Annotated in this window: 23 protein-coding genes; 8 read left to right on the top strand and 15 right to left on the bottom strand. The window is 59.3% G+C overall.

Features of this window, described 5'->3' with window-relative positions:
* Positions 1-42 precede the first annotated feature (42 nt).
* From M0412_RS04980 to M0412_RS04965, 4 genes are all read right to left on the bottom strand, one after another.
* A complete protein-coding gene (locus M0412_RS04980) occupies positions 43-267 on the bottom strand; it encodes a hypothetical protein (protein WP_309568465.1) in 225 nt (74 codons plus the stop codon).
* A 211-nt stretch (positions 268-478) separates the two neighbouring features.
* Positions 479-1,789 carry a homoserine dehydrogenase gene (locus M0412_RS04975; RefSeq protein WP_269699630.1) on the bottom strand — a complete coding sequence of 437 codons (1,311 nt, stop codon included), beginning with the start codon at positions 1,787-1,789 and terminating at the stop codon, positions 479-481.
* A gap of 61 nt (positions 1,790-1,850) precedes the next feature.
* Positions 1,851-3,071 (bottom strand): LL-diaminopimelate aminotransferase, encoded by a 1,221-nt coding sequence (locus tag M0412_RS04970; protein ID WP_046800081.1) that lies wholly within the window; start codon positions 3,069-3,071, stop codon positions 1,851-1,853.
* Between the two features lie 301 nt (positions 3,072-3,372).
* Positions 3,373-4,332 carry a nucleoside hydrolase gene (locus M0412_RS04965; protein ID WP_269699631.1) on the bottom strand — a complete coding sequence of 320 codons (960 nt, stop codon included), beginning with the start codon at positions 4,330-4,332 and terminating at the stop codon, positions 3,373-3,375.
* Between the two features lie 184 nt (positions 4,333-4,516).
* On the opposite strand from M0412_RS04965, the gene M0412_RS04960 reads away from it, so the two are divergent.
* Entirely contained in the window at positions 4,517-5,320 is an 804-nt protein-coding gene (locus M0412_RS04960) for a TSUP family transporter (protein ID WP_142839820.1), read from the top strand.
* Between the two features lie 56 nt (positions 5,321-5,376).
* On the opposite strand, the gene M0412_RS04955 is transcribed toward M0412_RS04960, so the two are convergent.
* The 9 genes from M0412_RS04955 to hemN all read right to left on the bottom strand — a co-directional run bounded on the left by M0412_RS04955 (position 5,377) and on the right by hemN (position 13,493).
* Complete coding sequence (locus M0412_RS04955) at positions 5,377-6,075, bottom strand: hypothetical protein (protein WP_142839821.1); 699 nt, start codon at positions 6,073-6,075, stop codon at positions 5,377-5,379.
* A 280-nt stretch (positions 6,076-6,355) separates the two neighbouring features.
* Positions 6,356-7,285: a lipid A biosynthesis lauroyl acyltransferase gene (locus M0412_RS04950; RefSeq protein WP_161991194.1), complete on the bottom strand. Its 930-nt coding sequence runs from the start codon at positions 7,283-7,285 to the stop codon at positions 6,356-6,358.
* Positions 7,286-7,290: 5 nt separating this feature from the next.
* Complete coding sequence (locus M0412_RS04945; protein WP_035242478.1) at positions 7,291-8,319, bottom strand: zinc-binding dehydrogenase; 1,029 nt, start codon at positions 8,317-8,319, stop codon at positions 7,291-7,293.
* Positions 8,320-8,471: 152 nt separating this feature from the next.
* Complete coding sequence (locus M0412_RS04940) at positions 8,472-9,755, bottom strand: beta-ketoacyl-ACP synthase (protein WP_142839823.1); 1,284 nt, start codon at positions 9,753-9,755, stop codon at positions 8,472-8,474.
* 12 nt (positions 9,756-9,767) lie between these two features.
* Positions 9,768-10,964, bottom strand: coding sequence for a beta-ketoacyl-ACP synthase (locus tag M0412_RS04935; protein ID WP_269699632.1), 1,197 nt, complete (start codon positions 10,962-10,964; stop codon positions 9,768-9,770).
* Complete coding sequence (locus M0412_RS04930; protein ID WP_193559497.1) at positions 10,961-11,122, bottom strand: hypothetical protein; 162 nt, start codon at positions 11,120-11,122, stop codon at positions 10,961-10,963. Before M0412_RS04930 ends, M0412_RS04935 begins: the two co-directional genes overlap by 4 nt.
* A gap of 51 nt (positions 11,123-11,173) precedes the next feature.
* Positions 11,174-11,653, bottom strand: coding sequence for a 3-hydroxyacyl-ACP dehydratase FabZ family protein (locus M0412_RS04925; RefSeq protein WP_080816951.1), 480 nt, complete (start codon positions 11,651-11,653; stop codon positions 11,174-11,176).
* A gap of 91 nt (positions 11,654-11,744) precedes the next feature.
* A complete protein-coding gene (locus tag M0412_RS04920; RefSeq protein ID WP_003495848.1) occupies positions 11,745-12,029 on the bottom strand; it encodes an acyl carrier protein in 285 nt (94 codons plus the stop codon).
* A gap of 114 nt (positions 12,030-12,143) precedes the next feature.
* A complete protein-coding gene (hemN, locus tag M0412_RS04915) occupies positions 12,144-13,493 on the bottom strand; it encodes an oxygen-independent coproporphyrinogen III oxidase (RefSeq protein ID WP_269699635.1) in 1,350 nt (449 codons plus the stop codon).
* A gap of 213 nt (positions 13,494-13,706) precedes the next feature.
* Here hemN and fnrN point away from each other — a divergent pair, with 213 nt between their 5' ends.
* The gene (fnrN, locus tag M0412_RS04910; RefSeq protein ID WP_269699636.1) at positions 13,707-14,432 is read left to right on the top strand and encodes a transcriptional regulator FnrN; all 726 of its coding nucleotides are present in this window, start codon (positions 13,707-13,709) and stop codon (positions 14,430-14,432) included.
* A 506-nt stretch (positions 14,433-14,938) separates the two neighbouring features.
* Here fnrN and M0412_RS04905 read toward each other — a convergent pair.
* Positions 14,939-15,466, bottom strand: coding sequence for a hypothetical protein (locus M0412_RS04905; protein WP_269699637.1), 528 nt, complete (start codon positions 15,464-15,466; stop codon positions 14,939-14,941).
* Positions 15,467-15,504: 38 nt separating this feature from the next.
* Between M0412_RS04905 and M0412_RS04900 the strand changes: the two genes are divergently transcribed.
* From M0412_RS04900 to M0412_RS04875, 6 genes are all read left to right on the top strand, one after another.
* The gene (locus M0412_RS04900) at positions 15,505-17,364 is read left to right on the top strand and encodes an alpha/beta hydrolase (RefSeq protein ID WP_269699638.1); all 1,860 of its coding nucleotides are present in this window, start codon (positions 15,505-15,507) and stop codon (positions 17,362-17,364) included.
* A gap of 32 nt (positions 17,365-17,396) precedes the next feature.
* The gene (gene sfsA, locus M0412_RS04895) at positions 17,397-18,116 is read left to right on the top strand and encodes a DNA/RNA nuclease SfsA (RefSeq protein ID WP_269699639.1); all 720 of its coding nucleotides are present in this window, start codon (positions 17,397-17,399) and stop codon (positions 18,114-18,116) included.
* Positions 18,117-18,147: 31 nt separating this feature from the next.
* Positions 18,148-18,981: a type I methionyl aminopeptidase gene (gene map / locus M0412_RS04890; protein ID WP_046800109.1), complete on the top strand. Its 834-nt coding sequence runs from the start codon at positions 18,148-18,150 to the stop codon at positions 18,979-18,981.
* Positions 18,982-18,994: 13 nt separating this feature from the next.
* A complete protein-coding gene (radC, locus tag M0412_RS04885; RefSeq protein ID WP_269699640.1) occupies positions 18,995-19,831 on the top strand; it encodes a DNA repair protein RadC in 837 nt (278 codons plus the stop codon).
* Between the two features lie 148 nt (positions 19,832-19,979).
* Positions 19,980-20,402, top strand: a complete 423-nt coding sequence (locus M0412_RS04880) for a TadE/TadG family type IV pilus assembly protein (protein ID WP_142839831.1) — start codon at positions 19,980-19,982, stop codon at positions 20,400-20,402.
* A gap of 1 nt (position 20,403) precedes the next feature.
* Positions 20,404-22,143: a TadG family pilus assembly protein gene (locus M0412_RS04875; RefSeq protein ID WP_142839832.1), complete on the top strand. Its 1,740-nt coding sequence runs from the start codon at positions 20,404-20,406 to the stop codon at positions 22,141-22,143.
* Positions 22,144-22,212: 69 nt separating this feature from the next.
* Here M0412_RS04875 and M0412_RS04870 read toward each other — a convergent pair whose 3' ends face one another.
* A complete protein-coding gene (locus M0412_RS04870; protein WP_142839833.1) occupies positions 22,213-23,589 on the bottom strand; it encodes a class II 3-deoxy-7-phosphoheptulonate synthase in 1,377 nt (458 codons plus the stop codon).
* Positions 23,590-23,631 lie beyond the last annotated feature (42 nt).

The following is a 23,631-nucleotide window of genomic DNA, read 5'->3' as shown; positions in this document are numbered from 1 at the left end:
GGCGATGGCGCGTTTTTCAAGCAAAAACGCTTGTTCCGGCTTTCACACTGCAAATATCGAGAAAAACGGGCTGACGATCGATACCGCACCGACCAGCAGCAGCAGCGAGAACACGGCAAGCGAACACCAGTTGCGCTCGTGTTCGGCTATATCGAATTCCATGCTGCGAATATTGTCGTTGGCAGTGTGAGGCCGTGCCCGATGATGGGCAACCGGAACGTCTGCGCGCTTATTGTCCTTGAACAGGATGATCGATGTCACGGCCACGCCTCCCTCGCTTGGTGAACAGGATTAACCATAGGGCCGAATCGTGTCGCATTCCAGCGGTTCAGCAGCCGTTTTCTAAAATTTTATGACGGCTGAAAGCCGGTGTTTCGGGGGCGTTTTTTACACCCTCACCAAGGTCTCCCCATGACAAAAAAGACCGCGCTTCCATGTGGAGGCGCGGTCGTCAATTTCAGAAAAATCGTGGACTATCTCAGGTCCGCTCGATGCGGATGACCTGCGGTTCGCTGACCAGATATTTCTCGTTCTTGATCGCCTTCACGGCCTTGCGGATCGCATCTTCCATCGTCGCATGGGTCACGAGGATGATTGTCTGCGGCGCGCCTTCCACATGCACGCGCTGGCGCTGCACGATGGATTCCAGCGAGATGTTATTGTCGGCCATACGGCCGGCGATGGAGGCGAAGACACCGGCCTGGTCCTTCACCGTCAGACGGATGAAATAACCGCCCTCATGGCTCTTCATCTTGGCGCGGCGATAATCGGCCAGCGATTTTGCCGGACGGCCGAGAACCGGCACCTGCTGGGCGCCGGGGCGGCTCTTGGCAATATCGGCGATGTCACCCAGCACGGCCGACGCCGTGGCGTTGCCGCCGGCACCCGGACCGACCATCAGCAACTCACCGAGAATATCGGATTCGATCGCCACCGCATTGGTGACGCCATCGACCTGTGCGATGACGGAATCGAGCGGCACCATGGTTGGATGCACCCGCTGTTCGATACCGGATTCGGTCACCTGCGCCACGCCGAGAAGCTTGATGCGATAACCGAGTTCGGCGGCCGCCTGAATATCCTCGCTCGAAATATTGGTGATGCCTTCGAGATAGATGTCATCGGCCGAAATCTTGTTGCCGAAGGCAAGCGTCGTCAGAATGGCGAGCTTGTGAGCGGTGTCGTTGCCCTCGATATCGAAAGCCGGATCGGCTTCGGCATAACCGAGCCGCTGTGCTTCCTTCAGACAGGCCTCGAAGGACAGCCCTTCCTTCTCCATCTTGGTGAGGATGTAGTTGCAGGTGCCGTTCATGATGCCGTAGATGCGCGACACATGGTTGCCGGTAAGAGACTCACGCAGCGCCTTGATGACGGGAATACCGCCGGCCACCGCCGCTTCGAAGTTGAGAAGCGCGCCCTTGTCTTCGGCGATAGTCGCCAGTTCCACGCCATGCTTGGCCAGCAGTGCCTTGTTGGCTGTCACCACGTGGAGACCACGTGCTAGTGCGGCTCGCACAGCATTTTCAGCCTGGCCGGAAGCGCCACCGACCAGTTCGACGAACACGTCGATATCGGCTTCGCTCGCCAGCTGCTCCGGCGTGTCGAACCAGGTAATACCCTTGAGATCGATGCCGCGGTCGCGCGAACGGTCGCGCGCGCTCACCGCAATAATCTCAATCGCGCGTCCGCAGGTAATCGCAAGTTCGTTGCTTCTCTGCTGGAGGATGCGCACGAGCGAAGCGCCGACAGTGCCGAGCCCCGCTATGCCGATTCTCAATGAATCTGCCATGGGTATGTTCCTGATTTGCTGATGATGGTGGCGGCCGAGGCCCGGCCGCCTTCGGTTGCCCTTATCTGTGGGCGTTAAGCGAAACGACATTGTGCATCGTTTCGTCTGCGCTCGACAGGAAACGCTTCAGATTGCGCGCTGCCTGACGAATTCGATGCTCGTTTTCCACGAGCGCAAGGCGGACGTAATCATCGCCCATCTCGCCAAAGCCGATGCCGGGAGCAACGGCAATATCAGCCTTCTCGACCAGAAGCTTGGAGAATTCCAGGCTGCCGAGATGGCGGAATTTTTCCGGGATTTTAGCCCAGGCGAACATCGTCGCCGCCGGCGGCGGAACCTCGAAACCGGCCTTGCCGAAGGTGTCGACCATGACATCACGGCGGCGGCGATAAACGCTGCGCACTTCGGCGATGTCGGAACCGTCGCCGTTGAGGGCATGGGTGGCCGCAACCTGGATCGGCGTGAAGGCGCCGTAATCGAGATAGGACTTCACGCGGGTCAGGGCCGCGATCAGCCGCTCGTTGCCAACGGCAAAGCCCATGCGCCAGCCGGGCATGGAGAAGGTCTTCGACATGGAAGTGAATTCCACCGCAACGTCGATTGCGCCGGGAACTTCCAGAACCGAAGGCGGCGGATTGTTGTCGTCGAAATAGATTTCCGAATAGGCAAGGTCGGAGAGCACGATGATCTCGTGTTTCTTCGCAAAGGCGATGACGTCCTTGTAGAAATCCAGCGAAGCCACATGAGCAGTCGGGTTCGACGGGTAGTTGATGATCAGCGCCAGCGGTTTGGGAATGGAGTGGCGCACCGCGCGCTCCAGTGGCCCGAAGAAGCTCTCATCCGGCTCGACATTCATCGAGCGGATAACGCCGCCCGCCATCAGGAAGCCGAAGGCATGGATCGGATAGGTAGGGTTCGGACACAGGATCACGTCACCCGGTGCGGTGATGGCCTGCGCCATATTGGCGAAGCCTTCCTTGGAGCCGAGCGTGGCGACAACCTGGGTATCGGGGTTCAGCTTCACGCCGAAACGGCGGGCATAATAGGCGGCCTGCGCGCGGCGAAGGCCGGGAATGCCCTTGGACGAGGAATAACGATGGGTGCGCGGGTCCTGAACGACTTCGCAAAGCTTGTCGACGATCGCCTTGGGGGTCGGAAGGTCGGGGTTGCCCATGCCGAGATCGATGATATCGGCCCCGGCCGCTCGCGCGCTCGCTTTCAAACGGTTGACCTGTTCGAAGACGTATTGCGGCAGACGCCGGACCTTGTGAAACTCTTCCATCACTTTCCTCATGGGAATGGACCGGTTCTGCCGGCCCATAACGAAGGTTCGTTTTTTGTTTTTAAACGCCGCCGACACGAACCGATCCGGCAGGCGTTATTCATTGTAGCGCAAAGCACGGGAAAACCTACAAGGCTTTTCTCGGCCCACACGCCACCGCGGTCATCCGCCTGTGCTTCGGCACAGCCTTTTCGGCCCCTTTGGCAAGGCGGATCGCGCAATAGGATCAAGGAACTTGCATAACGCCAGATTCTTGGAAAATGCAAGGCAAGCCATGCTCAAGAACGGCCATTCCTGTCGTTCAGCCGCGCTCACCCGTCACAATTGCAGCACGGATGACCGAAAGCACGCGCTCCGGCTTGATATCCGTGCACACAAGCTGGCTTGGATGCCCGTCCCAGTCACCCGGCGGGAAGGCACGTCCGTCCGGCTTCTGAATGGTCTGGCCGTCAGCAAGACCGCCGCAGACGACGCGCACGGGGCCGCTGCGGCTCTCGAACAGCTCAGGCGCGACGAGATAGACGCAGGCGCAGCTGTCATGCACCACCATGCCGTCGCCGGTGCGGGTCTTGTAGAAATCAATGTAGAATTGCGACAGGTCGGACAAGAGCTGCACCGGCTTGCCGCCGGCCTTTGCCATCTCAGCCATGAAGGCGCTGGTCATTACCGTTTTCGTCGTCACATCGAGACCAACGACGACGACGCGCCAGGGTGCCGTGAAGACGAGATCGGCCGCCTCCGGGTCACCGTGAATATTGGCCTCGGCCGCCGGCGACACATTGCCGTTCATGTCGAAGGCGCCGCCCATGACGATGACTTCCTTCACCAGTGCCGCAAAATCCGGCTCTTCGCGCAGCGCCAGCGCCAGATTGGTCATGCGGCCGACGGCAATCAGCGTCACCTCACCCGGATTGGCCTTCACGGTCTCGATGATGAAACGATGCGCCGGACGCGGATCGAGCGGCAGATCGATGGTCTCTGGAATGTCGATATCGCCGAGACCGTTTTCTCCGTGGATGAAGGTCGGCCAGTGGCCTTCCTTGCGGGCGGGATCGAACGTTACACCGGCGCCTTTCGCAACCGGCGCTGTCATCTGCCATTCCCGCTTCAGGAACAGCGCATTGCGTGTGGTAATATCGATGGGGGCATTACCGAAAACCGTGGTGACGCCGATCAGATCGATATCGGGATGGCGATGCAGGAACAGCAGCGCCATGGCGTCATCTACACCGGGATCCGTATCGAAAATCACTTTATGCATAATGCCCTCATCCGTATGTCCTGAGCGTCATCGGCCTCTATTGCCGACGCGCCACGGAAACATACCCATAAGCGGCAACACCGCAATCCCCCTGCCCGTCGCAGATCGGAGAGAAAAATATTGCGCGGCGTTGTTTTCGGTGAAAGAAGGGGCTCTCTCCCTTCCGCCTGCCCGGACATCCCAAGTGCAAGACATCGCTCTCAACGTTTTCGTCGTTCTTTTCTGCGTCGCCATCTTTGCCGGATTTATCGATTCCATTGCCGGTGGCGGTGGGCTCATCACCATTCCGGCCATGCTGATCATGGGTATTGCGCCGCTCGACACGCTTGGCACCAACAAGCTGCAGGCGCAGTTCGGTTCGGCCTCCGCCACCCTTGCTTACGCCAGACGCGGCCACGTCAATCTGAAAGAGCAATTACCGATGGGGTTGATGGCCATGGCCGGCGGAATGCTGGGGGCCGTTACCGCCGCGTTCGTGCCGGCAGATCTGCTGCGCACCATCATGCCGTTCCTGCTGATCGCCATCGCGCTTTATTTCGCCTTTAAACCGCAGCTCAGCGATATCGACAGCCATCGTCGCATCACCCCCTTCGTCTTCGGCCTTACGGTCGCGCCGCTGGTGGGCTTTTATGACGGGGTTTTCGGTCCCGGCGCGGGTTCGTTTTACATGCTGGCCTTCGTGGCGCTTGCCGGCTTCGGCATGTTGAAGGCAACCGCCCATACCAAACTTCTGAACCTTGGCTCGAATTTCGGCGGTTTCATCGTCTTCGCCATTGGCGGCGCGGTTCTGTGGAAACTCGGCCTCGCCATGGGTCTCGGCCAATTCGTCGGCGCGCAGATCGGCTCACGTTTCGCGATGAAAAACGGCGCGAAGATCATCCGCCCGCTTCTGGTGCTTTCGTGTCTGGCAATGGCGACGAAGCTTCTTGTCGATGCGTCATCCGCCTGGTCCATCGCCACGATCTGGGAAACCATTTTTCCGACGTAAGCCTCAGGTGAAACGCTCCGTTGAAAACGGAAACGCGGATAAAATTATCCGCTGGTTCACCCGGTGGCGCGACCGCGCCTGCGATCGGCGATTTCCCTGATGACCACCATGGCACCGACAAGCTTGTAGCTGGAGGAGTAGCAGGGTGACATTTCAAGCGACTTCACGATTGTCTGTCCGTCGTGATCTTCGGCATAGGTATATTTCGAGGTACCGCCCTTGAAACAATTGTCGAGCCGTTCCCGCAGGTCGTTCTGGAAACGGTGCACCCCGACAAGCTCGGCGATATGGCATCCCATAAGCCCGTCCGGCCTGTTGTGCGGAAACGCATCCAGCCCGTTCGCGAAGGACACGCGGTAGCCGGGCGAAACCACCATCACGGGTTCGTCGAGGTCGTTCAGCATATCCTCATCGAGGATCAGATGGCGGTGATGCCACTCTAAACTGTCCTGGTCCTCGTCGCCGATGACTTTCGCCTTGAGCGGCATGCCGACATAACGATCGACAAGCGTTCGCAAAAGCTCGGAATTGCGCTGCACGCAACCAAGGTCTTCCGCCTCATGGTTGAGGAGATCGATGGCGAAACGGAACTGCTCGCGAATGTCCTCGGAACTGCCGGTCTGACGCCCGATGACCCGGTCGAGCAGCTGCTCCAGTTCACGCTCCAGCACCGCAATCTTGTCGGTCTCGTTCTTACCAACGGCAGATTGCAGTTCCGTGTAACGCAGCCAGAACAGCTCAATCAAATCTTTCAACCCAACTCTCCCTGAACGGGCAAACACCCCGCTCCCAATCCAAAAGGATAGACCCTATATCCCTCAATCATAACGTCTGCGCGCTTAAAAATGACGTAACGAAACACAGAAACGCCGCAGGGATTATTGTTCAAAATATCACAGCCGCCGCTATTTTTTCAATTTCGATAATCCATGAACGAGAAATGAGGTTCCACTAATATGAAAAAATATCAAAACGCACAAATTCGCAGCCTGATTTTATAAAAATCAGGCGCAATCGAACCCGGCGGCAAATACCTCAGATCTGGTGCTTTACGTCCCAGCGGTCGTGATACCACAACCATTGTCCGGGATATTCGCGCACCCAGCTTTCCACCTTGTCGTTCAAAAGCTGCGCCGTCGCCTGAATGTCGACATTGCCTTTTTCATCGCGTGGAATCTCGACCTTCGGTTCGATCTCCAGCCGGTAACGATTATCCGGCAGACGCACGCAGCGGGCGGGATAAACATCGCAGTTGAACTGCCGCACAAGTTTGGCCAGCAGCGGATTGGTGCGAACCTCAAGACCGAAGAACCTGGTCGTCAGCCCCTTGCTGAACTTCTGGTCAACCAGAACGCCGACACCGCCGCCCCTTTCCAGCTGCCGCGCCAGCGCAAAGGACGAGCCGGCATGCGACGGCACGAGATTGCCCATGCGCTCCTTGCGGAAATTGAACACCTTGTCGGCGACATACGGATTGTTGGGCGGACGGAACAGCACCGTGACATCAAGACCGAAGGCAGAACTCGCCACCGGCAGCAGCTCGAAGTTACCGCTATGGGCGGTAAAGACGATGAAGGGTCGCGGATTGTCGCGCAACTCAAGGAATGTCGGAATGCCTTCGACCTGAATGCGGCCGGGCTCGTTCTTCTCCGGATCGAAATCAAACAGCCGGTCGAGAAACACATACTCCGCCGCAAGCCGGCCCATATTGGCCCAGCTGTCCATGGCGATCGCCAGCCGCTCTTCCTCGGATTTTTCCGGAAAGGCACGGGCCAGATTGTAGAGCATCAGCTTGTGGCGGCCGGTTTTCGGCCCCACGAAGCGCGCCAGCCGGTCGGCGGCGCGAATGCCCGCATCGGCAGGGAAAAGCTTCAGCAGGTTGAGAAGGCCGAAGGCGAATGTCGCAATCAGCCACTGCCGGAAGTGGTCCAGTTTAAGGACGATCCGCGTCAGGAACAGCTTCACGTTGGTCAGTCCATCCGCAGAACGATCTTGCCGAACACCTGGCGCGTTTCCATGCGCTCCAGTGCCCGGTCGATATCATCGAAGGTCACTTCGGTGTCGATGACGGGATGAACGATGCCGCGCGCCATCTTCTGCATGGCATTGGCCATGTTTTCCATGCGGCAGCCGAAGGAGCCGAGCAGCTTCAGCTGCTGCTGGAACAGCATCATCAGGTTGATGTCAGTGGATACGCCAGAGGTGGAGCCGCAGGTGACGAGGCGGCCGCCGCGTTTCAGCGAGAACATCGAGGCCACGAACGTGTCCTTACCGACATGTTCGAACACCACGTCGACACCCTTCTTTTTCGTCAGCTTGCGCACGACGCCTTCGAAACGGTCGGTGCGGTAGTTGATGACGTGATCGGCGCCGAGCGCCTTTGCCCGCTCGATCTTGTCATCGGAGCCGACTGTCGTGATGACGGTGCAGCCCATCTTCTTGGCAAGCTGGATCGCCGCCGTGCCGATGCCGGAACCGCCGGCATGCACAAGGATCGTTTCGCCCGGCTCAAGCTTGGCATTGTCGAACAGCATGTGCTCGACCGTGCCGAAGGTCACCGGCGCAAGTGCTGCAGCGACGGCGTCAATGCCATGCGGTGCCGGCACGAGCTGGCGGGCGGGAATATTGATCTTTTCCTGCGCAAAACCGTCGAGATGGAAACCGTGTACGCCCTGAACGTGTTCGCACAGATTGTCACGGCCTTCGCGGCAGGGCTTGCACAGTCCGCAGGTGCGCGCGCCATAAACCGCGACGAGTTGGCCCGGCAGCACGTTCGAAACGCCCGGGCCGATGGCTTCCACCACACCCGAAGCCTCGGCACCAATGGTGAGCGGCATCTTGCGCTTGGCGAAAGCCATGCCGCGCCAGCCCCACACGTCGATGTGGTTGAGCGCCACGGCCTTGACGCGCAGCGTCACCTCGCCCGGGCCCGGTGCATCCGGTTCAGGCAGGTCCACTTTTTCGAGCTTCCGGTCGTCCACGAGTTGAAGAGCGCGCATATTTCAGTCCTTCGCCCGAGGGCGTTTATCTAAAGGGCTATTCCAGCAAACCTCTGTAACGGTTTTGCGGCCGGAATGCGTAATCAAAGAAGCGAGAGCGTTTCCAGAGTTCTGTTCAGGTCCGGAAACGCTTCTGTTTGTGGCGGAACCGGTTAAGCCGGTTCCCGCGTCATGACAAGGCTTGCATTCTGTCCGCCAAATCCGAAGGAGTTGGACAGAACCGCACTCACCTCGGCATCCCGCTTCACATTCGGCACCACGTCGAGCGAAATGGTCGGATCGGGATTGTTGTAGTTGATCGTCGGCGGCAGCGTGCCGGTCAGCATCGTCTGCAGCGAGAACACGGCTTCCACGGCACCTGCCGCCGTCAGCGTATGGCCGATCATCGACTTGTTGGAAGACAGCGGAATATTCTTCAGGCCTTCGCCGAAGACGGCGAGCATCGAGCCATATTCCATCTTGTCGTTCTCAGGCGTCGAGGTGCCGTGAGCGTTGATATAGCCGATATCGCTTTCGGCCACACCCGCATCGGCCAGTGCCGCACGGATCGTCGCAATCGCCGGGCCACCATCGGGCGAAGACCGCGTGCGGTGGAAGCTGTCGGCCTTTTCACCGGCACCCTTGATGATGCCGAGCACCTTCGCGCCACGTGCAACCGCGGCTTCGAGCGATTCCAGCACCAGCGTTGCGGCACCTTCAGCGATCACGAAACCGTCGCGATCCTTGCTGAACGGCTTGGAGGCCTTTTCCGGCGGATCATTCTGGGTCGAAAGCGCGGAGAGAAGCGAGAAGCGGATCAGTGCCTCGGCGCTGACCGAACCGTCGGTCGCAACCGTCAGTGCCCGCTCGGTGCGGCCCTGGCGGATAGCCTCAACGCCGAGCTGGATCGCAGTCGCACCAGATGCACAGGCCGTCGACAGCGTGACCGGCAGGCCGCGTGTGCCAAAGCGGTCGGAAAGACGCTCGGAAATCGCACCGAAAAGCGCCGCTTCCTGGAACGCCGGATCGGGACGCTGGCGCAACGCCGTCATGAACCGCTCATAGGCGTCGCCCGGCTGTGCGGCTGGCGGCGAACGGTCGGCAAGCTCGAAACGGGCGCTCCATTCCGGCTCGATCGGCGGTGCTGCGAGAAACAGCGGCCCATCGAAATCACCGGATATACCGGCCTGCGCCAGAGCCTCGATGGTGGTTTCGCGGGCGAAGGCATAGGAACGCTCAACGGAGTTCGGAACCGGGATATCGATGAAATCCACCGTGCCGCTGATGCGGGTGGAAAGCCCCTCAGTCGGGAAACGGGTGATCTTGTGGATGCCCGACTTGCCAGATGTCAGCGCCGCCCAGTTGTCGGCAAGGCCCTGTCCCAGCGAGGTGATGATGCCCATGCCGGTCACGGCGACGATCGGACGACCGAGATGATCCTTGAAATTGGAAGTCATGGTCTATTCTCCTCAAACGTCGCGCGACAGAACGGCGACACCCTCGCCGCGCACATGGCCGACAGTGGTGACGACGGCTTCACTAGCCGCCTCGCCCATCTGCTTTTCCGCAGCCGCGTCGAAGGCAGGAACCTTCGCGCCGCTTTCAAGCGTCAGCGCCGCCAGCGCCAGTCCGAGCGGAAACTGCGCTTCAAGTCCGTGGCCGGTGATACCGCCAAAACCGCGAATGACGGCCTTCGGCAGCGCCTTTTCGAGAATATCCTTCTCGCGCCGGGTCACCTCGTCATAACCGCTCGCGCCGGAAAACACGACGGTCGCAGCGCTGTCCTTTGCAGGCGCAAGCAACCGCTCCATGCGCTTTTCCATGCGGCCGTCATCGCGGCTGCCACGGTCACCCTCGATGGCGTCGATGCGGGCATAGATGCGCGCGCCGCGCTCGCTGGCGTGCTTGCGCGATTCCAGCACCAGGAACGCGCCGAGCGAACCCGAAATCATGCCGCCGCCGTCCTGGTCGCCACGCGACCACAACGGCTGCCAGCCACCCTGCGCATGCGCGCCGATCGCCTCGAACAGCAGGATCATGTCGGGACGTTCAGCCGAAAAGGCGCCGCCAACCAGCGCATGGCTCGATTCGCCGGAACGAATGCGGTGAAAGGCGGTTTCGACGGCGGAGATACCTGCCGCTTCCTCGCCCATGAACGTGCGGGACGAACCGGTCACCTTGTGCACGATGGAGATGTTGCCGGCCATCAGATTGGAAAGCTGGGCGAGAAACAGCGTCGGGCGCAGCTCCGTGGTCAGCTTCTCATTGAGCAGCACTTCGCGGTCGTTGCGCTTCAGCGCTTCATCGACGATCAGCGTATCGACATTGATGTCGCGCTCGCCGCCGCCGGCCGCCACGATCATGTCCATGGTGGCACAGGCCTCGGCATTTTCCTTCAGCCCGGCATCATCGAGCGCGAGGCCGGCGGCGAACACGCCGAGCCGCTGCCAGTTTTCCATCTGGCGTTGGTCACCGCGCTTGGCGATCTGCGCGGACCAGTCGATCTCAGGCATGGGATGGACCGGATAGGGTTTGAATTTTTCGGTCTCGACAATCGTCGCCGGCGCGGCTGCTCCAGAAAGAAGCGCCACATGCGCCTGGCTGCCGACGCCGTGACAGGTCACGATGCCGACCCCTGTTATCACCACATCATTGTCAGATTTCATCGTCTGTCATCCTTTGCAGCCGGCCCCGCCGAAACGGTCACGGCTATCCAACAGCGGTTGCGAACAACCACTTCATGCGTTGCGGAATAAAGCGCGCGGTGCGGATTGGCAATGGTGAAGGCCCGTTCGGCCATCGCCAGCCCACGATTTTCATGCATCGAAACCGGGCCGACGGGAAAAACGCCCTCTTTCGAAACGGGCGGAAGCGCTTATTTTTGCGCATCCGCGGCAATGGCCGCCATCAGACCGACTTCTTCGGCCCGCTTCTTGACGATGGGACCGAGCGGAATTTCACTGAACGGCATGGTGCGCAGTTTCAGCTGCGCATCGCAGACCTTCTTGCCATCGCTGGTAATCTTCGCCTTGGTGACCGCAAAGCCCGAACCGTCATGCTCCAGCACGGCCTCGATGTCGAGAACCGCGCCCGGCTCAACGAAGGTGCGCATCTTGGCGCCATCGACCGACATCAGGAACGGCATGGAGGCAAAATCGCTGAATGCCAGAACCAGCATGCCTGAAGCCTGCGCCATGGTCTCGATCAGGAGGACACCCGGAACCAGCGGCATGCCGGGAAAGTGGCCTTCGAAAACCGGGCTCTTGTCGGGAACGACGGACTGCGCCTTCAACGTGCGCGTCGCCATATCCACGGCTTCGACCTTGTCGATCATCTGAAAATATTCAAGCAACATCCGTCCGGCCCGTCTGTGGTCGGTTGCGACCCGCCCAATGAAAGGCCGGGTCCAGAAAGAGAAATGCCCGCCTGAAGCGGGCATCATCATCTCAGCCCTTGGCTGCGCGCAGTTCGTCGATCTTGGCGCAGAGGTTCTTCAGCACGAAGTATTCTTCGGTGGAAACCTTGCCTTCGTTGACTTCCTGCGTCCACTGCTCGAGCGGAATCTTGATGCCGAATTCCTTGTCGATGGCGAAAACGATATCCAGAAAGTCGAGGCTGTCGATGCCCAGATCGTCGATCGTGTGGCTTTCCGGCGTAATGGTTTCGCGGTCGATTTCGCTGGTTTCGGCGATGATGTCGGCAACCTTGTCGAATGTAGCTGTCACGCCCATAATCCTTATTGTCGTTCGTATGAATTATCCTGTCTGACGCACCACATAGGCAAGTCGCACAAAAAAGCCAATGGTTTCGTGACGTAACTTTGAAATTTGCCCCAAAACTGTTGCCTAAACAGCAACCGAATGGCGGCCGCGTCCATTGCCGAGATAAGTGTCGAAGATTGCCGCGATATTACGCACGAACGGCCTTCCGAGCTCCGTGAGCGCAAAAATATCGGCATCCATGCGCACCACGCCATCGCTGTTGCCGGCGGCAAAATGCTGTGCCTGCGTCCGCACGGAATGGCTGGCCTTGCCGAAGCGCCGGTCGAGATCCGAAAAATCGAGCGCGAAATCGCACATCAGCCGCTCGATGACATGTGAGCGCAGATGGTCCTCTTCCGACAGTTCTATTCCCTTGACGACGGCAAGGCCGCCCTCGCCCGTCATCCGCTGATATTCTCCGGTCGCCACCATGTTCTGCACATAACCCTGCGGCAGCCTGCCGATGGAAGAAGCGCCAAGGCCGATCAGCGCATCGGCCGTATCGGTGGTATAGCCCTGGAAATTCCGCCGCAGCGCACCCGCTTCGGCCGCCTGGCATAAGCTATCGGCCGGCTTGGCGAAATGATCGATGCCGATCGCTTTGTAACCGGCCTTTTGCAGCATCTCCCCCGCCATCGTCATCTGACGATACCGCTCGGCAATATCCGGAAGCGCATGTTCGGGGATCAGCGACTGGTGTTTTTTCATCCACGGAACATGGGCATAACCGAAAAGCGCCACCCGGTCCGGATCAAGCGAGACGATCTGATCCACCGTCTTCTTCAGCGTCTCGCAGGTCTGGAACGGCAGGCCGTAGAGAATGTCGCAATTGACCGAGTGAACGCCCCTCGCCCGCACCGCATCCACAACCGACTTCGTCTGTTCGAAAGACTGGATGCGGTTGATGGTTTTTTGCACTTTGTCATCGAAGTCCTGCACGCCAAGGCTTGCCCGCGACATGCCGACGGCGGCAAGGGCGTCGTAACGGCTGTCATCCAGATCGTTGGGGTCCATTTCCACGCTGATTTCCGGCGCAAGCCCGAAGGTGAAATGACGCCTCAGACAGTCCATCAAACTGACCATATCCTCCGGTTTCAGCATGGTGGGAGAACCACCGCCGAAATGCACGGCACTCACCACCGCATCAGGGGAAACGAGTGCGCCGACCGCTTCGATCTCCTGCTTAAGTGCTTCCAGATAAACGGCAATCGGCTCGTATTTCAGCGTGTGCTTGGTGTGACAGGCACAGAACCAGCACAACCGGTCACAATAGGGAATGTGCAGGTAAAGCGATATCCGGTTCCTGTGGTTGAGCTGGCCCAGCCATTGCCGATAGGTCGCATTATCGATTCTCTCGTGGAAATGCGGCGCGGTCGGATAGCTCGTGTAACGGGGTACGGCGCCAGAATATTTGCGAAGAAGTTCGGTATTCATCACCGGTTTTGCCTTTTATCAAGAAAATGTCGATTTCCTCCCTTTCAGTAGCGGCTGCGACAGTTTGCAACTTTGACTTCAATCAAATTGCGCCATAAGTTCTTCCTAAAGTAGACGCGGGGACGACGGCTACGCGGCGCAAGCCTTTAAAGAGACCGGATTTGATACCCAAGGTCGCAATCGTCCCGAAAAAGCCAGCATTGGAAAAGGCTTATGGACACGCTGCAGAAGACCATCCACAATTCGGAAGAGCCCGTTGTCTGTCGCTCCTGCGAGGCGCGTCACGGCGGTCTTTGCAGCACGCTGACGCCACAGCAGCTCTGCGATCTCAACCGTTATTCCAGCCGTAAAAAGCTGGAGGCCGGCAATGAGCTGCTCGGCCAGGGGGAACTTGTCACCTCCTATGGCAACATCCTCAACGGCGTGGTGAAGCTTTCGAAAATGATGTCGGATGGCCGCCAGCAGATCGTCGGCCTGCAATTCGCACCGGATTTTCTCGGCCGCCCATTCATGGCGGAAAGCAAGATGACGGCGGAAGCGGCAACGGATGTCGAAATCTGCCTTTTCCCGCGCCGTATCGTCGATCGCATGGTCTCGGAAGTCCCTGATATGGAGCGCAAGCTGCATAACCAGTCCCTGAAGGAACTGGATGAGGCGCGCGACTGGATGCTGACGCTTGGCCGTAAATCGGCGCAGGAGAAGGTTGCCAGCTTCCTTTATATGATCGCCACCCATATCGACCCGGAAAACGACGACAAATCCGCCTTCGACCTGCCGCTCTCACGCGCCGACATCGCCGATTTTCTCGGCCTCACCATCGAAACGGTGAGCCGGCAAATGACCAAGCTGCGCAAGGAAGGCATTATCCGCATCGAGAACAACCGCCATATCACGGTGCCCGATCTCGACGTCTTGAACGAAGCTGCCGGCAACGACTGACCGGCATCCGCAATTTTCATCGACCCTGAAGCGCGGGTGCTCCAATATTGATGTGCGGCGCCCGCGCCTGAGCGGGGGCGAGCGCAAACCCGGCAAGAACCAGCAAAGCGGCGATGCATTTCATGATGATTCACCCTGTATGCCGCTGTTTCAGCAGCCTGTTTGTTATGGCTGCATCATAAGCGCCAAACCGCATCCATCCGCTTAAAATCTTCGGTAAGCGGATGGTTCAAAGGCAGGGTAAAGAAGGGGTTATGATGCCGCGACGGCCTGACGCTCAGCCCGCAAATGCCACTGTCGGAAAACCCGGCGTCGCCACTTGTTTCTTCTCCCCGCCGGGGAGAAGGTGGCCCGAAGGGCCGGATGAGGGGGAAACGCTAGCGATATGCGGAGAGCTTGCCCCCTCATCCCGCTGCCGCGGACTTCTCCCCGGCGGGGAGAAGAAACCAGCGGCATGCGCTCGCTCCATCTCAAGCATTATATCACGCATAACGCGCGGTATGATCTCACTGCGAAGCAGCAGGCGTCGCAACCGGCTTCTGGTTTTCGCCAAGCGCCCGCAGTTCGGCGACCCGGCGCTTGTATTCGGCTTCCGAAATCTGGCCGTTGCGGCGTGCCGCGCCAAGGCGCGACAGGCTGGATTCCATGGTGGAGGCCTCATCGTCGCCCATCTGGGTGCCGGCCGCTGTCATGGGTGCCGAGAAGGTCGGATAGGTGCCGGTGTCGCGCTTCTGGCTCACCGCATTGTCGCTGACGGGGCGCGGACCGACGATTTCGGCCGTCGGGCGGCGCATATGGGCAGGTGCCACGATTGGTTCGGGAGCCTTGCAGGCGGCAAGCCCGGTAACAACCAGGACGCCGGACAGGGAAAGCACGGCGATTCTCGCAGTATTTTCCGCATATGTTCCCCATGTGCCCATGTGCTTGCCCATCGTCATGTTCCGCCTGTAAAGGATATCTGCCGATATCGAATTCGACTGCGGTTCGGCCCTTTGCGGCCTCCCCTTGCTGGTGGAACTTGTATTCGTTTTCATGCAGAATGTGCAAACACAAATTTGGCGGAGGACAGCGCATGGCGGGTGTTGACGGCGGGCAGAAGAAAAAGGGCGGCAAAACGCCCGGTTTCGACGCCGGATCCGCCGAAGCCTACCTGATCCGCGACCCTGAAGCCTTCGCGGTCAACATTGCCCGCGCGCTTGAAAATCTCGGCAAGGCCGCCTCCGAATGGCTGGCGCCGCGCGAACGCGGTGAAATCCCCGAAAACAGCGCCGATCCGATGACCGACCTCGTCAAGACGCTGTCCGATGTCGCGGAATATTGGATGGCCGAACCGAAGCGTTCACTGGAAGCACAGACCCACCTTCTCTCCAGCTATTACGACCTCTGGGCAAAATCGGTGGCGCAATTTTCCGGCGATGCCGATTCGGCCTCGGAAAAACCCACTGAGACCAGCTCTGCGGAACGCCGCAACCGGCGTTTTGCCGATGCCGACTGGCAGGCCAATCCGTTTTTTGATTTTCTCCTGAAAGCCTACCAGACCACCGTGGGCTTCGCCGACCGGATGGTGACCGAAGCCGAAGGGCTGGACGAACATACCCGCACCAAGGCGCTGTTTTACATGCGGCAGGTGACGGAGGCGCTTTCACCCGCCAATTTCGTCTTCACCAATCCGCAGGTCTTTCGCGAGACGGTGGCTTCCAGCGGCGCCAATCTCGTCAAGGGCATGGCGCAGCTGGCGGAAGATGTCGCGGCCGGCAATGGCCACCTGAAACTGCGCCAGACGGATTACAGCAAATTCGTCATCGGCCAAAATATCGCGGTGACCTCAGGCAAGGTGGTGGCGAAAAGTCCGCTGTGCGAAATCATCCATTATGCGCCGACAACGCAAAAGGCCTTCAAACGGCCGCTGCTGATCGTGCCGCCATGGATCAACAAGTTCTACATTCTCGATCTTAATCCGCAAAAATCCTTCGTCGGCTGGTGCCTGGAGCAGGGTCACAGCGTCTTCATGGTCTCCTGGATCAACCCGGATGCCAGCCTCGCCGACAAGGGCTGGGACGACTACATCTGCGAAGGTATCAATTTCGCCCTCGACACCATCGAGGAACGGACCGGTGAGAAGGAAATCAACGCCATCGGTTATTGCGTCGGCGGCACGCTTTTATCCTCGGCGCTGGCATTGCATGCGCAGCAGGGCGATGAGCGTATCCGCAGCGCCACGCTGCTGGCCGCCCAGACAGATTTCATCCATGCCGGCGATCTCAAGGTCTTCATCGATGAGGGCCAGCTTGCCGCGCTCGACAGGCACATGCAGGCGGTCGGTTATCTCGATGGCTCGATCATGGCCACCGTCTTCAACATGCTGCGCGCTTCCGATCTCATCTGGCCCTATATGGTCGATAATTACCTGCGCGGCACCGAGCCCCTGCCCTTCGATCTGCTCTACTGGAATTCCGATTCGACCCGGGTAACGGCCGCCAGCCATTCCTTCTATCTGCGCAATTGTTACCTCGAGAACAATCTTGCCCGCGGGCTGATGCGTGTTGCCGGCAAGCGTATCAATCTCGGCGATATCAAGATACCCGTCTATGATCTCGCCACCCGCGACGACCATATCGCGCCGGCGAAATCGGTTTTTACGGGTGCTGCGCTGTTCGGCGGGCCGGTGGAATTCGTGCTTGGCGCTTCCGGCCACATAGCCGGCGTCGTCAATCCGCCGCAGCTTGAAAAATACCAATATTGGACGGGATCGTCACCGGCTGGAGACTTTGATGCATGGCAGGCCGCCGCCACCGCCCACAAGGGCTCATGGTGGGTGCACTGGCAGAACTGGATCAAAAGCCAGAACGCTGAAAAGGTAAAGGCGCGCAAGCCGGAAGACGGCAAGCGGCCCGTGCTCGGCGATGCGCCGGGAAGCTACGTCCTTTCCTGACCAGTTCCATCACCTCATATCTTTCAGGCCACATGCTCTTCACACCCCCACTCGTTCCCGCCACGCTGATTTCCCGCTACAAGCGTTTCCTCTTCGATGCCGTTCTGGACGACGGCACGGCGATTACCGGTTCTTGTCCCAATACCGGCTCCATGCGCGGGCTGACGACACCGGGCTCGCGCATCTGGCTATCCGAACACGACAGCCCCACCCGCAAATACCGGCACATGTTTGAAATGGTCGAGGCCGATGGCACCGTGGTCGGCATCAATACCGGCATGCCGAACCGGCTGGCGGAAGAGGCGATCCTGAACGGCCGTATCCCTGAACTCGCCGGCTATTCGACAATCCGGCGCGAACAGAAATACGGCCGCAATTCCCGCATCGATTTCCTGTTGTCCGAACCCGGCCGGCCGGATGCCTATGTAGAGGTGAAGAACGTGCATTTCATGCGCGAAAGGGGTCTGGCCGAATTCCCCGATACCGCCACCAAACGCGGTGCCAAGCACCTGGAGGAGTTGGGTGACGCAGCGGAAGCCGGTTACCGCTCGGTGATGCTCTATCTCATTCAGCGCGACGATTGCGAGCGGATGCGCATCTGCGATGATCTCGATCCCGTCTACGCGCTGGCGTTTCAGCGGGCAATGGCGCGTGGTGTCGAGGCCTATGCGGTGAAATGCGCGGTCTCCCCGACACAAATTTCGGTCAGCGGAACGGTTAAGATGGACGAATGGCGTCCCGCTGTTTTATGAACAGGGACGTAAAGAGACAGAAAGCACCAAGATGGTTACCTATATCGACGCAGCCTCCGCCCCCCTCAAGAATACCGGCGTCATCCGCCTTTATACGCCTGAGGATTTCGACGGGATGCGCAAGGCGTGCCAGCTGACGGCGCGTTGCCTCGATGAACTGGCAGCGATCGTCAAGCCCGGCGTGACGACTGACGCCATCGACCGTTTCGTCTTCGAATTCGGTGCCGACCATGGCGCGCTGCCGGCGACGCTGAATTATCGCGGTTATACGAAATCCGTCTGCACCTCGATCAACCATGTGGTCTGCCACGGCATTCCGGATGAAAAGCCCCTGCGCGACGGCGATATCGTCAATATCGACGTGACCTATGTGCTTGACGGCTGGCATGGCGATTCGAGCCGCATGTATCCGGTCGGCCAGATCAAGCGCGCCGCCGAGCGCTTGATGGAAGTAACCTATGAATGCCTGATGCGCGGCATCGCAGCGGTCAAGCCCGGTGCGCGCACCGGTGCAATCGGCGCGGCAATCCAGGCCTATGCGGAGGCCGAGCGCTGCTCGGTGGTGCGTGATTTCTGCGGCCATGGCGTCGGACGCCTGTTCCACGACACGCCGAACATCCTGCATTACGGCCAGCCGGAGGAAGGGCCGGAAATTCGCGAGGGCATGATCTTCACCATCGAGCCGATGATCAATCTTGGCAAGCCGCATGTGAAGGTGCTCTCGGATGGCTGGACCGCGGTGACGCGTGACCGTTCTCTCTCCGCGCAATATGAACATGCCGTCGGCGTCACAGCCACCGGCTGCGAAATCTTCACGCTGTCACCGGGCGGCTTTGATCGCCCGGGCCTGCCGCCACTCGCATAAGGCCAGACCGCCTATGGCAAAACGCCCTGCCCCGCCTCCCGCCGATCTTTCCCCGACGTCAGGCTTTGAGGCGGGCGAAGGCGACCTGTTCGATGCGGTGGATGAGCGAGGCTTTTTTGCCGAACCGCGAAACGCTCCGAAAAAACCCACCGTCGCCATTGCCGAACAGGAAGCGGAGACCGCGCATTATCACGGCCATCGAGACCGGTTGCGGGCACGTTACCGCGATGGCGGCGACGCCGCGCTTGCCGACTATGAATTGCTGGAACTCCTGCTGTTCCGGCTGATCCCGAGGCGCGATACCAAACCGATCGCCAAGGCGCTGATTGCCCGTTTCGGAACGCTCGGCGGTGTTCTCGGCGCGCCTTTGCCACTGTTGCAGGAGGTGAAGGGCGTCGGCGAGGCCGTGGCGCTCGATCTCAAACTCGTTGCGTCCGTTTCCCAGCGGATGCTGAAAAGCGAAATCCGCAACAAGCAGGTTCTCGGCTCCTGGTCATCGGTCATTGATTATTGTCATGCAGCCATGGCCCATGAAACGCGCGAACAGTTCCGCATCCTCTTCCTCGACAAGCGCAATGTCCTGATCGCCGACGAGGTACAGGGTCAGGGAACCGTGGACCACACGCCGGTCTACCCGCGTGAAGTGGTGCGCCGCGCCCTTGAACTATCATCTACGGCCTTGATTCTAATCCACAATCACCCGAGTGGAGACCCCACCCCCTCGCGGGCGGATATCGAGATGACCAAAACCATCATCGATACGGCCAAGCCGCTCGGCATCACCGTCCACGACCACATCATCATCGGCAAGGATGGCCATGCCAGCTTCAAAGGGCTTCGGCTTATTTGAAAATCAACGGGTACTGACGCGAAGGCTTTAACGTGCATGCAACCCATAAGGGCGGCATCAACAAAAAATTAACACCTATAAATTAGCATTTCCGAAAATAATAAAACAAGGCATCGAACCTTGGTGTCTTGAGGAACGGGGGTGCTTTATGCGTAATGCAGTGCGTTTCCTTCGCGATCGGTCCGGCTCGAATGCTGTCGAGTTCGCCATCGTCGCGCCGATCTTCTTTCTCGTCCTTCTCACCATGATCGCCTACGGCATCTACCTGATGGCGGCCTATTCGGTGCAACAGATCGCCGCAGATGCGGCGAGAACGGCGGTTGCCGGCCTCAATACAACCGAGCGCCAGCAGCTTGCCCGGGATTTCGTCACCAAAAGCGATCTCAGTTACGCTTTCATGGACAAGGCCCGTTTCACCGTCGATGTCGCCACAGATCCCGCCAATGCCAACCAGTTCACGGTCAAGGTCGAATATGACGCCCGCGATCTGCCGATCTGGAGCCTCTACAGCTACACCATGCCAGAGCCGGTCATCCGGCGTTTTTCCACCATCCGGATCGGAGGAGCATGACATGCGGACTATCCCTTCCCTGCTCCCCGCTTTCCTGAAGGATCGGGCCGGCAACATTGCCATCTCGGCCGGGCTTACCGCGCCGCTTTTCATCGGCGTCCTGGCGCTTGGCGTCGACTACGGTTATCTGACCCTGCAGAAACGGCAGTTGCAGCAGACCGCCGATCTCGCAGCCATATCGGCGGCGGCCAATGCCGCTGATCCGGAAAAGGCGGTTCAGCAATATTTCGCCCTCAACGGCATGGATCTCGGCGTCAAGACGCCGCAGGGCCTGCTTACTCCAAACGGTCTTCAACCCTTCGATCCCGCAAACGAATTTGCAAGCAGCAACGGTTACGCCGAGGTCATCAAGGGCCATTATGAGCCGGATGCAACCATTCCTGTCGGCGCACGGTTCGTGGACAACGCCCTTCCCACCAATGCGGTGAAAGTGAACATCGTCGAAAAGGGCCAGATATTCTTCGCCGCCGCCTTCACCACCCCGCCAAAGATCTCTGCGGTCGGAACGGCCTCGTCCCAGAAGATCGCGGCATTTTCGGTGGGTTCACGACTGGCAAGTCTCGATGAAGGCATTTTGAACAGCCTGCTCGGCGGCCTGCTTGGCACCACGGTTTCGCTCAAACTCATGGATTACCAGGGGCTGGTTGCCGCCGATGTCAACGCGCTGCATGTCGTCGAGGCGCTTGCCATCGATCTCAAGCTCACCGCCGGCACCTACAAGGATGTTTTGAAGACGGAAATCACCTACGGTCAGTTCCTCAATGCGTTGACCAAAACCACCGGCCTGCAGCCGGCTGTCACCAACATTCTGAAGACACTGGAAAAAACCGCCAACAAGAGCAACATCAAGCTCAAGCTGGAAGAAATCCTCAATCTCGGACCTTTCTCGGACAAGCTGATCGGTAGCGGTGAAAACCTCAAGGTCACCGCCGGTGTCTTCGATCTCCTCAATGCCGCAGCCGTTGCCGGCAATGGCGGCAATCAGCTGGCGCTCAATCTCAACGCCAATGTTCTCGGTCTCGCCTCCGTCAAGGCAACGCTTGCCATCGGTGAGCCGCCGGTCGAAACCCCGTCGCTCGCCGTTGGTGGTCAGGGCACCATCGTCCGCACCGCACAGACCCGGCTGGCCGTCAGTGTCGTGGTGGACGGGCTTCAGGCCATTGCCGGCCTCAAGGTCAATATCCCGCTTTATGTGGAAGTCGCCCATGCCGAAGCACGGCTTGCCGATATTCGCTGCACGGGCGGCGGACAGGGAACAGTCGATGTAGAGGTCGTTCCCGGCGTCGCGGAAATTGCGCTCGGCAATGTCGATACCTCAGCTTTTGCCAATTTCGGCAAGGACCCGCGTGTCACCAAGGCGGCAATCGTCGATTCAGCGCTGCTTGCCATCAATGGCAGTGCCCTCATCAATGCCACCAACATGACGAAAACCAAGCTGACCTTCACGCAGTCGGATATCACCCAAGCCAAGATCAAGAGCGTATCCACCAAGGACACCGTCACCACTCTTGTCAGCTCGCTGCTGAAGAACCTCAATCTGGATATCAGGCTGCTCTTCCTCAACCTTGATCTGGGAGGTCTCGCGGGCATTCAGGCAGCGCTTGCCAACACCCTTGCGGTGGTTACCGCTCCGGTCGATCAGCTGCTCTACAACGTGCTTCTGGTTCTCGGCGTCAAGATCGGCGAAGCCGATGTGCGCGTCACCGATGTGCGCTGCCAGCAGCCGGCGCTGGTGCAATAACCCCGAAGATAGACACAAAAAAGCCGCCGGGAAATATCCCGGCGGCTTTTCATTTGATCGCTCTTTGTATCAGGCGTTGGCAATCGCCAGACGCTTCTCGTCCCGGCCGCTCTTCATGCGCTCGGAGAGAAGGAACGCCAGCTCCAGTGCCTGATCGGCGTTGAGGCGCGGATCGCAATGGGTGTGGTAACGGTCCGACAGCGAATCCGCCGTCACGGCGCGCGCGCCACCCGTGCATTCCGTCACGTCCTTGCCGGTCATCTCAATGTGGATGCCGCCCGGATGCGTGCCTTCGGCGCGGTGGATCTGGAAGAAGCTTTCGACTTCCGACAGGATGCGCTCGAACGGACGCGTCTTGTAGTGGTTGAGCGTGATCGTGTTGCCATGCATCGGGTCGCAAGACCAGACGACCTTGCGGCCTTCCTTCTCGACGGCGCGAATGAGCTTCGGCAGGCTGTCCGCCACCTTGTCATGGCCGAAACGGCAAATCAGCGTCAGGCGACCGGCCTCGTTTGCCGGGTTCAGCGCATCGATCAGCTCGATCAGATTGTCAGGCGTCAGCGACGGACCGCATTTCAGACCAATCGGGTTCTTGATGCCACGGAAATATTCCACATGCGCATGGTCGAGCTGACGCGTGCGGTCGCCGATCCAGATCATGTGGCCTGATGTCGCGTACCAGTCACCGGAGGTCGAATCGATGCGGGTCAGCGCCTCTTCGTAGCCAAGCAGCAGGGCTTCGTGGCTGGTGAAGAAGTCGGTTTCGCGCAGGCTCGGATTATTGTCCGCGCTGATGCCGATCGCCTTCATGAAGTCCATGGTTTCGGAAATCCGGTCGGCCAGCTTGCGGTAACGGTCCGCCTGCGGGCTGTCCTTGATGAAGCCGAGCATCCACTGGTGAACGTTTTCAAGGTTGGCGTAACCACCCATCGCGAAAGCGCGCAGCAGGTTCAGCGTCGCGGCCGACTGGCGGTAGGCGTCGAGCTGGCGCTCCGGGCTCGGTATGCGCGAACCTTCGTTGAATTCGATACCGTTGATGATGTCACCGCGGTAGGACGGCAGCGTCACGCCATCGAGCACTTCCACGTTGGAAGAGCGCGGCTTGGCGAACTGGCCGGCAATACGCCCCACCTTCACGACAGGCAGCTGCGCGCCATAGGTGAGCACAACGGCCATCTGCAGGAAAGCGCGGAAGAAGTCGCGGATATTGTCCGCGCCATGCTCGAGGAAGCTTTCGGCGCAATCGCCGCCCTGCAGCAGGAAGGCGTTGCCTTCAGCCACATTGGCGAGCTGTTTCTTCAGGCGGCGGGCCTCACCGGCAAAAACCAGCGGCGGATAGGTCGCAAGTGTGGCTTCCGTTGCAGCAAGCGCTGCTGCGTCAGGATATTCGGGAACCTGCTGGATCGGTTTCTGCCGCCAACTGCCGGGTGTCCAATTCTGTGCCATGTTCTTACCCTTTTTTCGCCCGCGCGACTGTCGCGCGACCGC

The organism is Agrobacterium sp. O3.4 (assembly GCF_041414895.1).
In the GTDB taxonomy this organism is placed as follows: domain Bacteria; phylum Pseudomonadota; class Alphaproteobacteria; order Rhizobiales; family Rhizobiaceae; genus Agrobacterium; species Agrobacterium cucumeris.
This window is presented reverse-complemented; position numbering and strand designations above follow the sequence as displayed.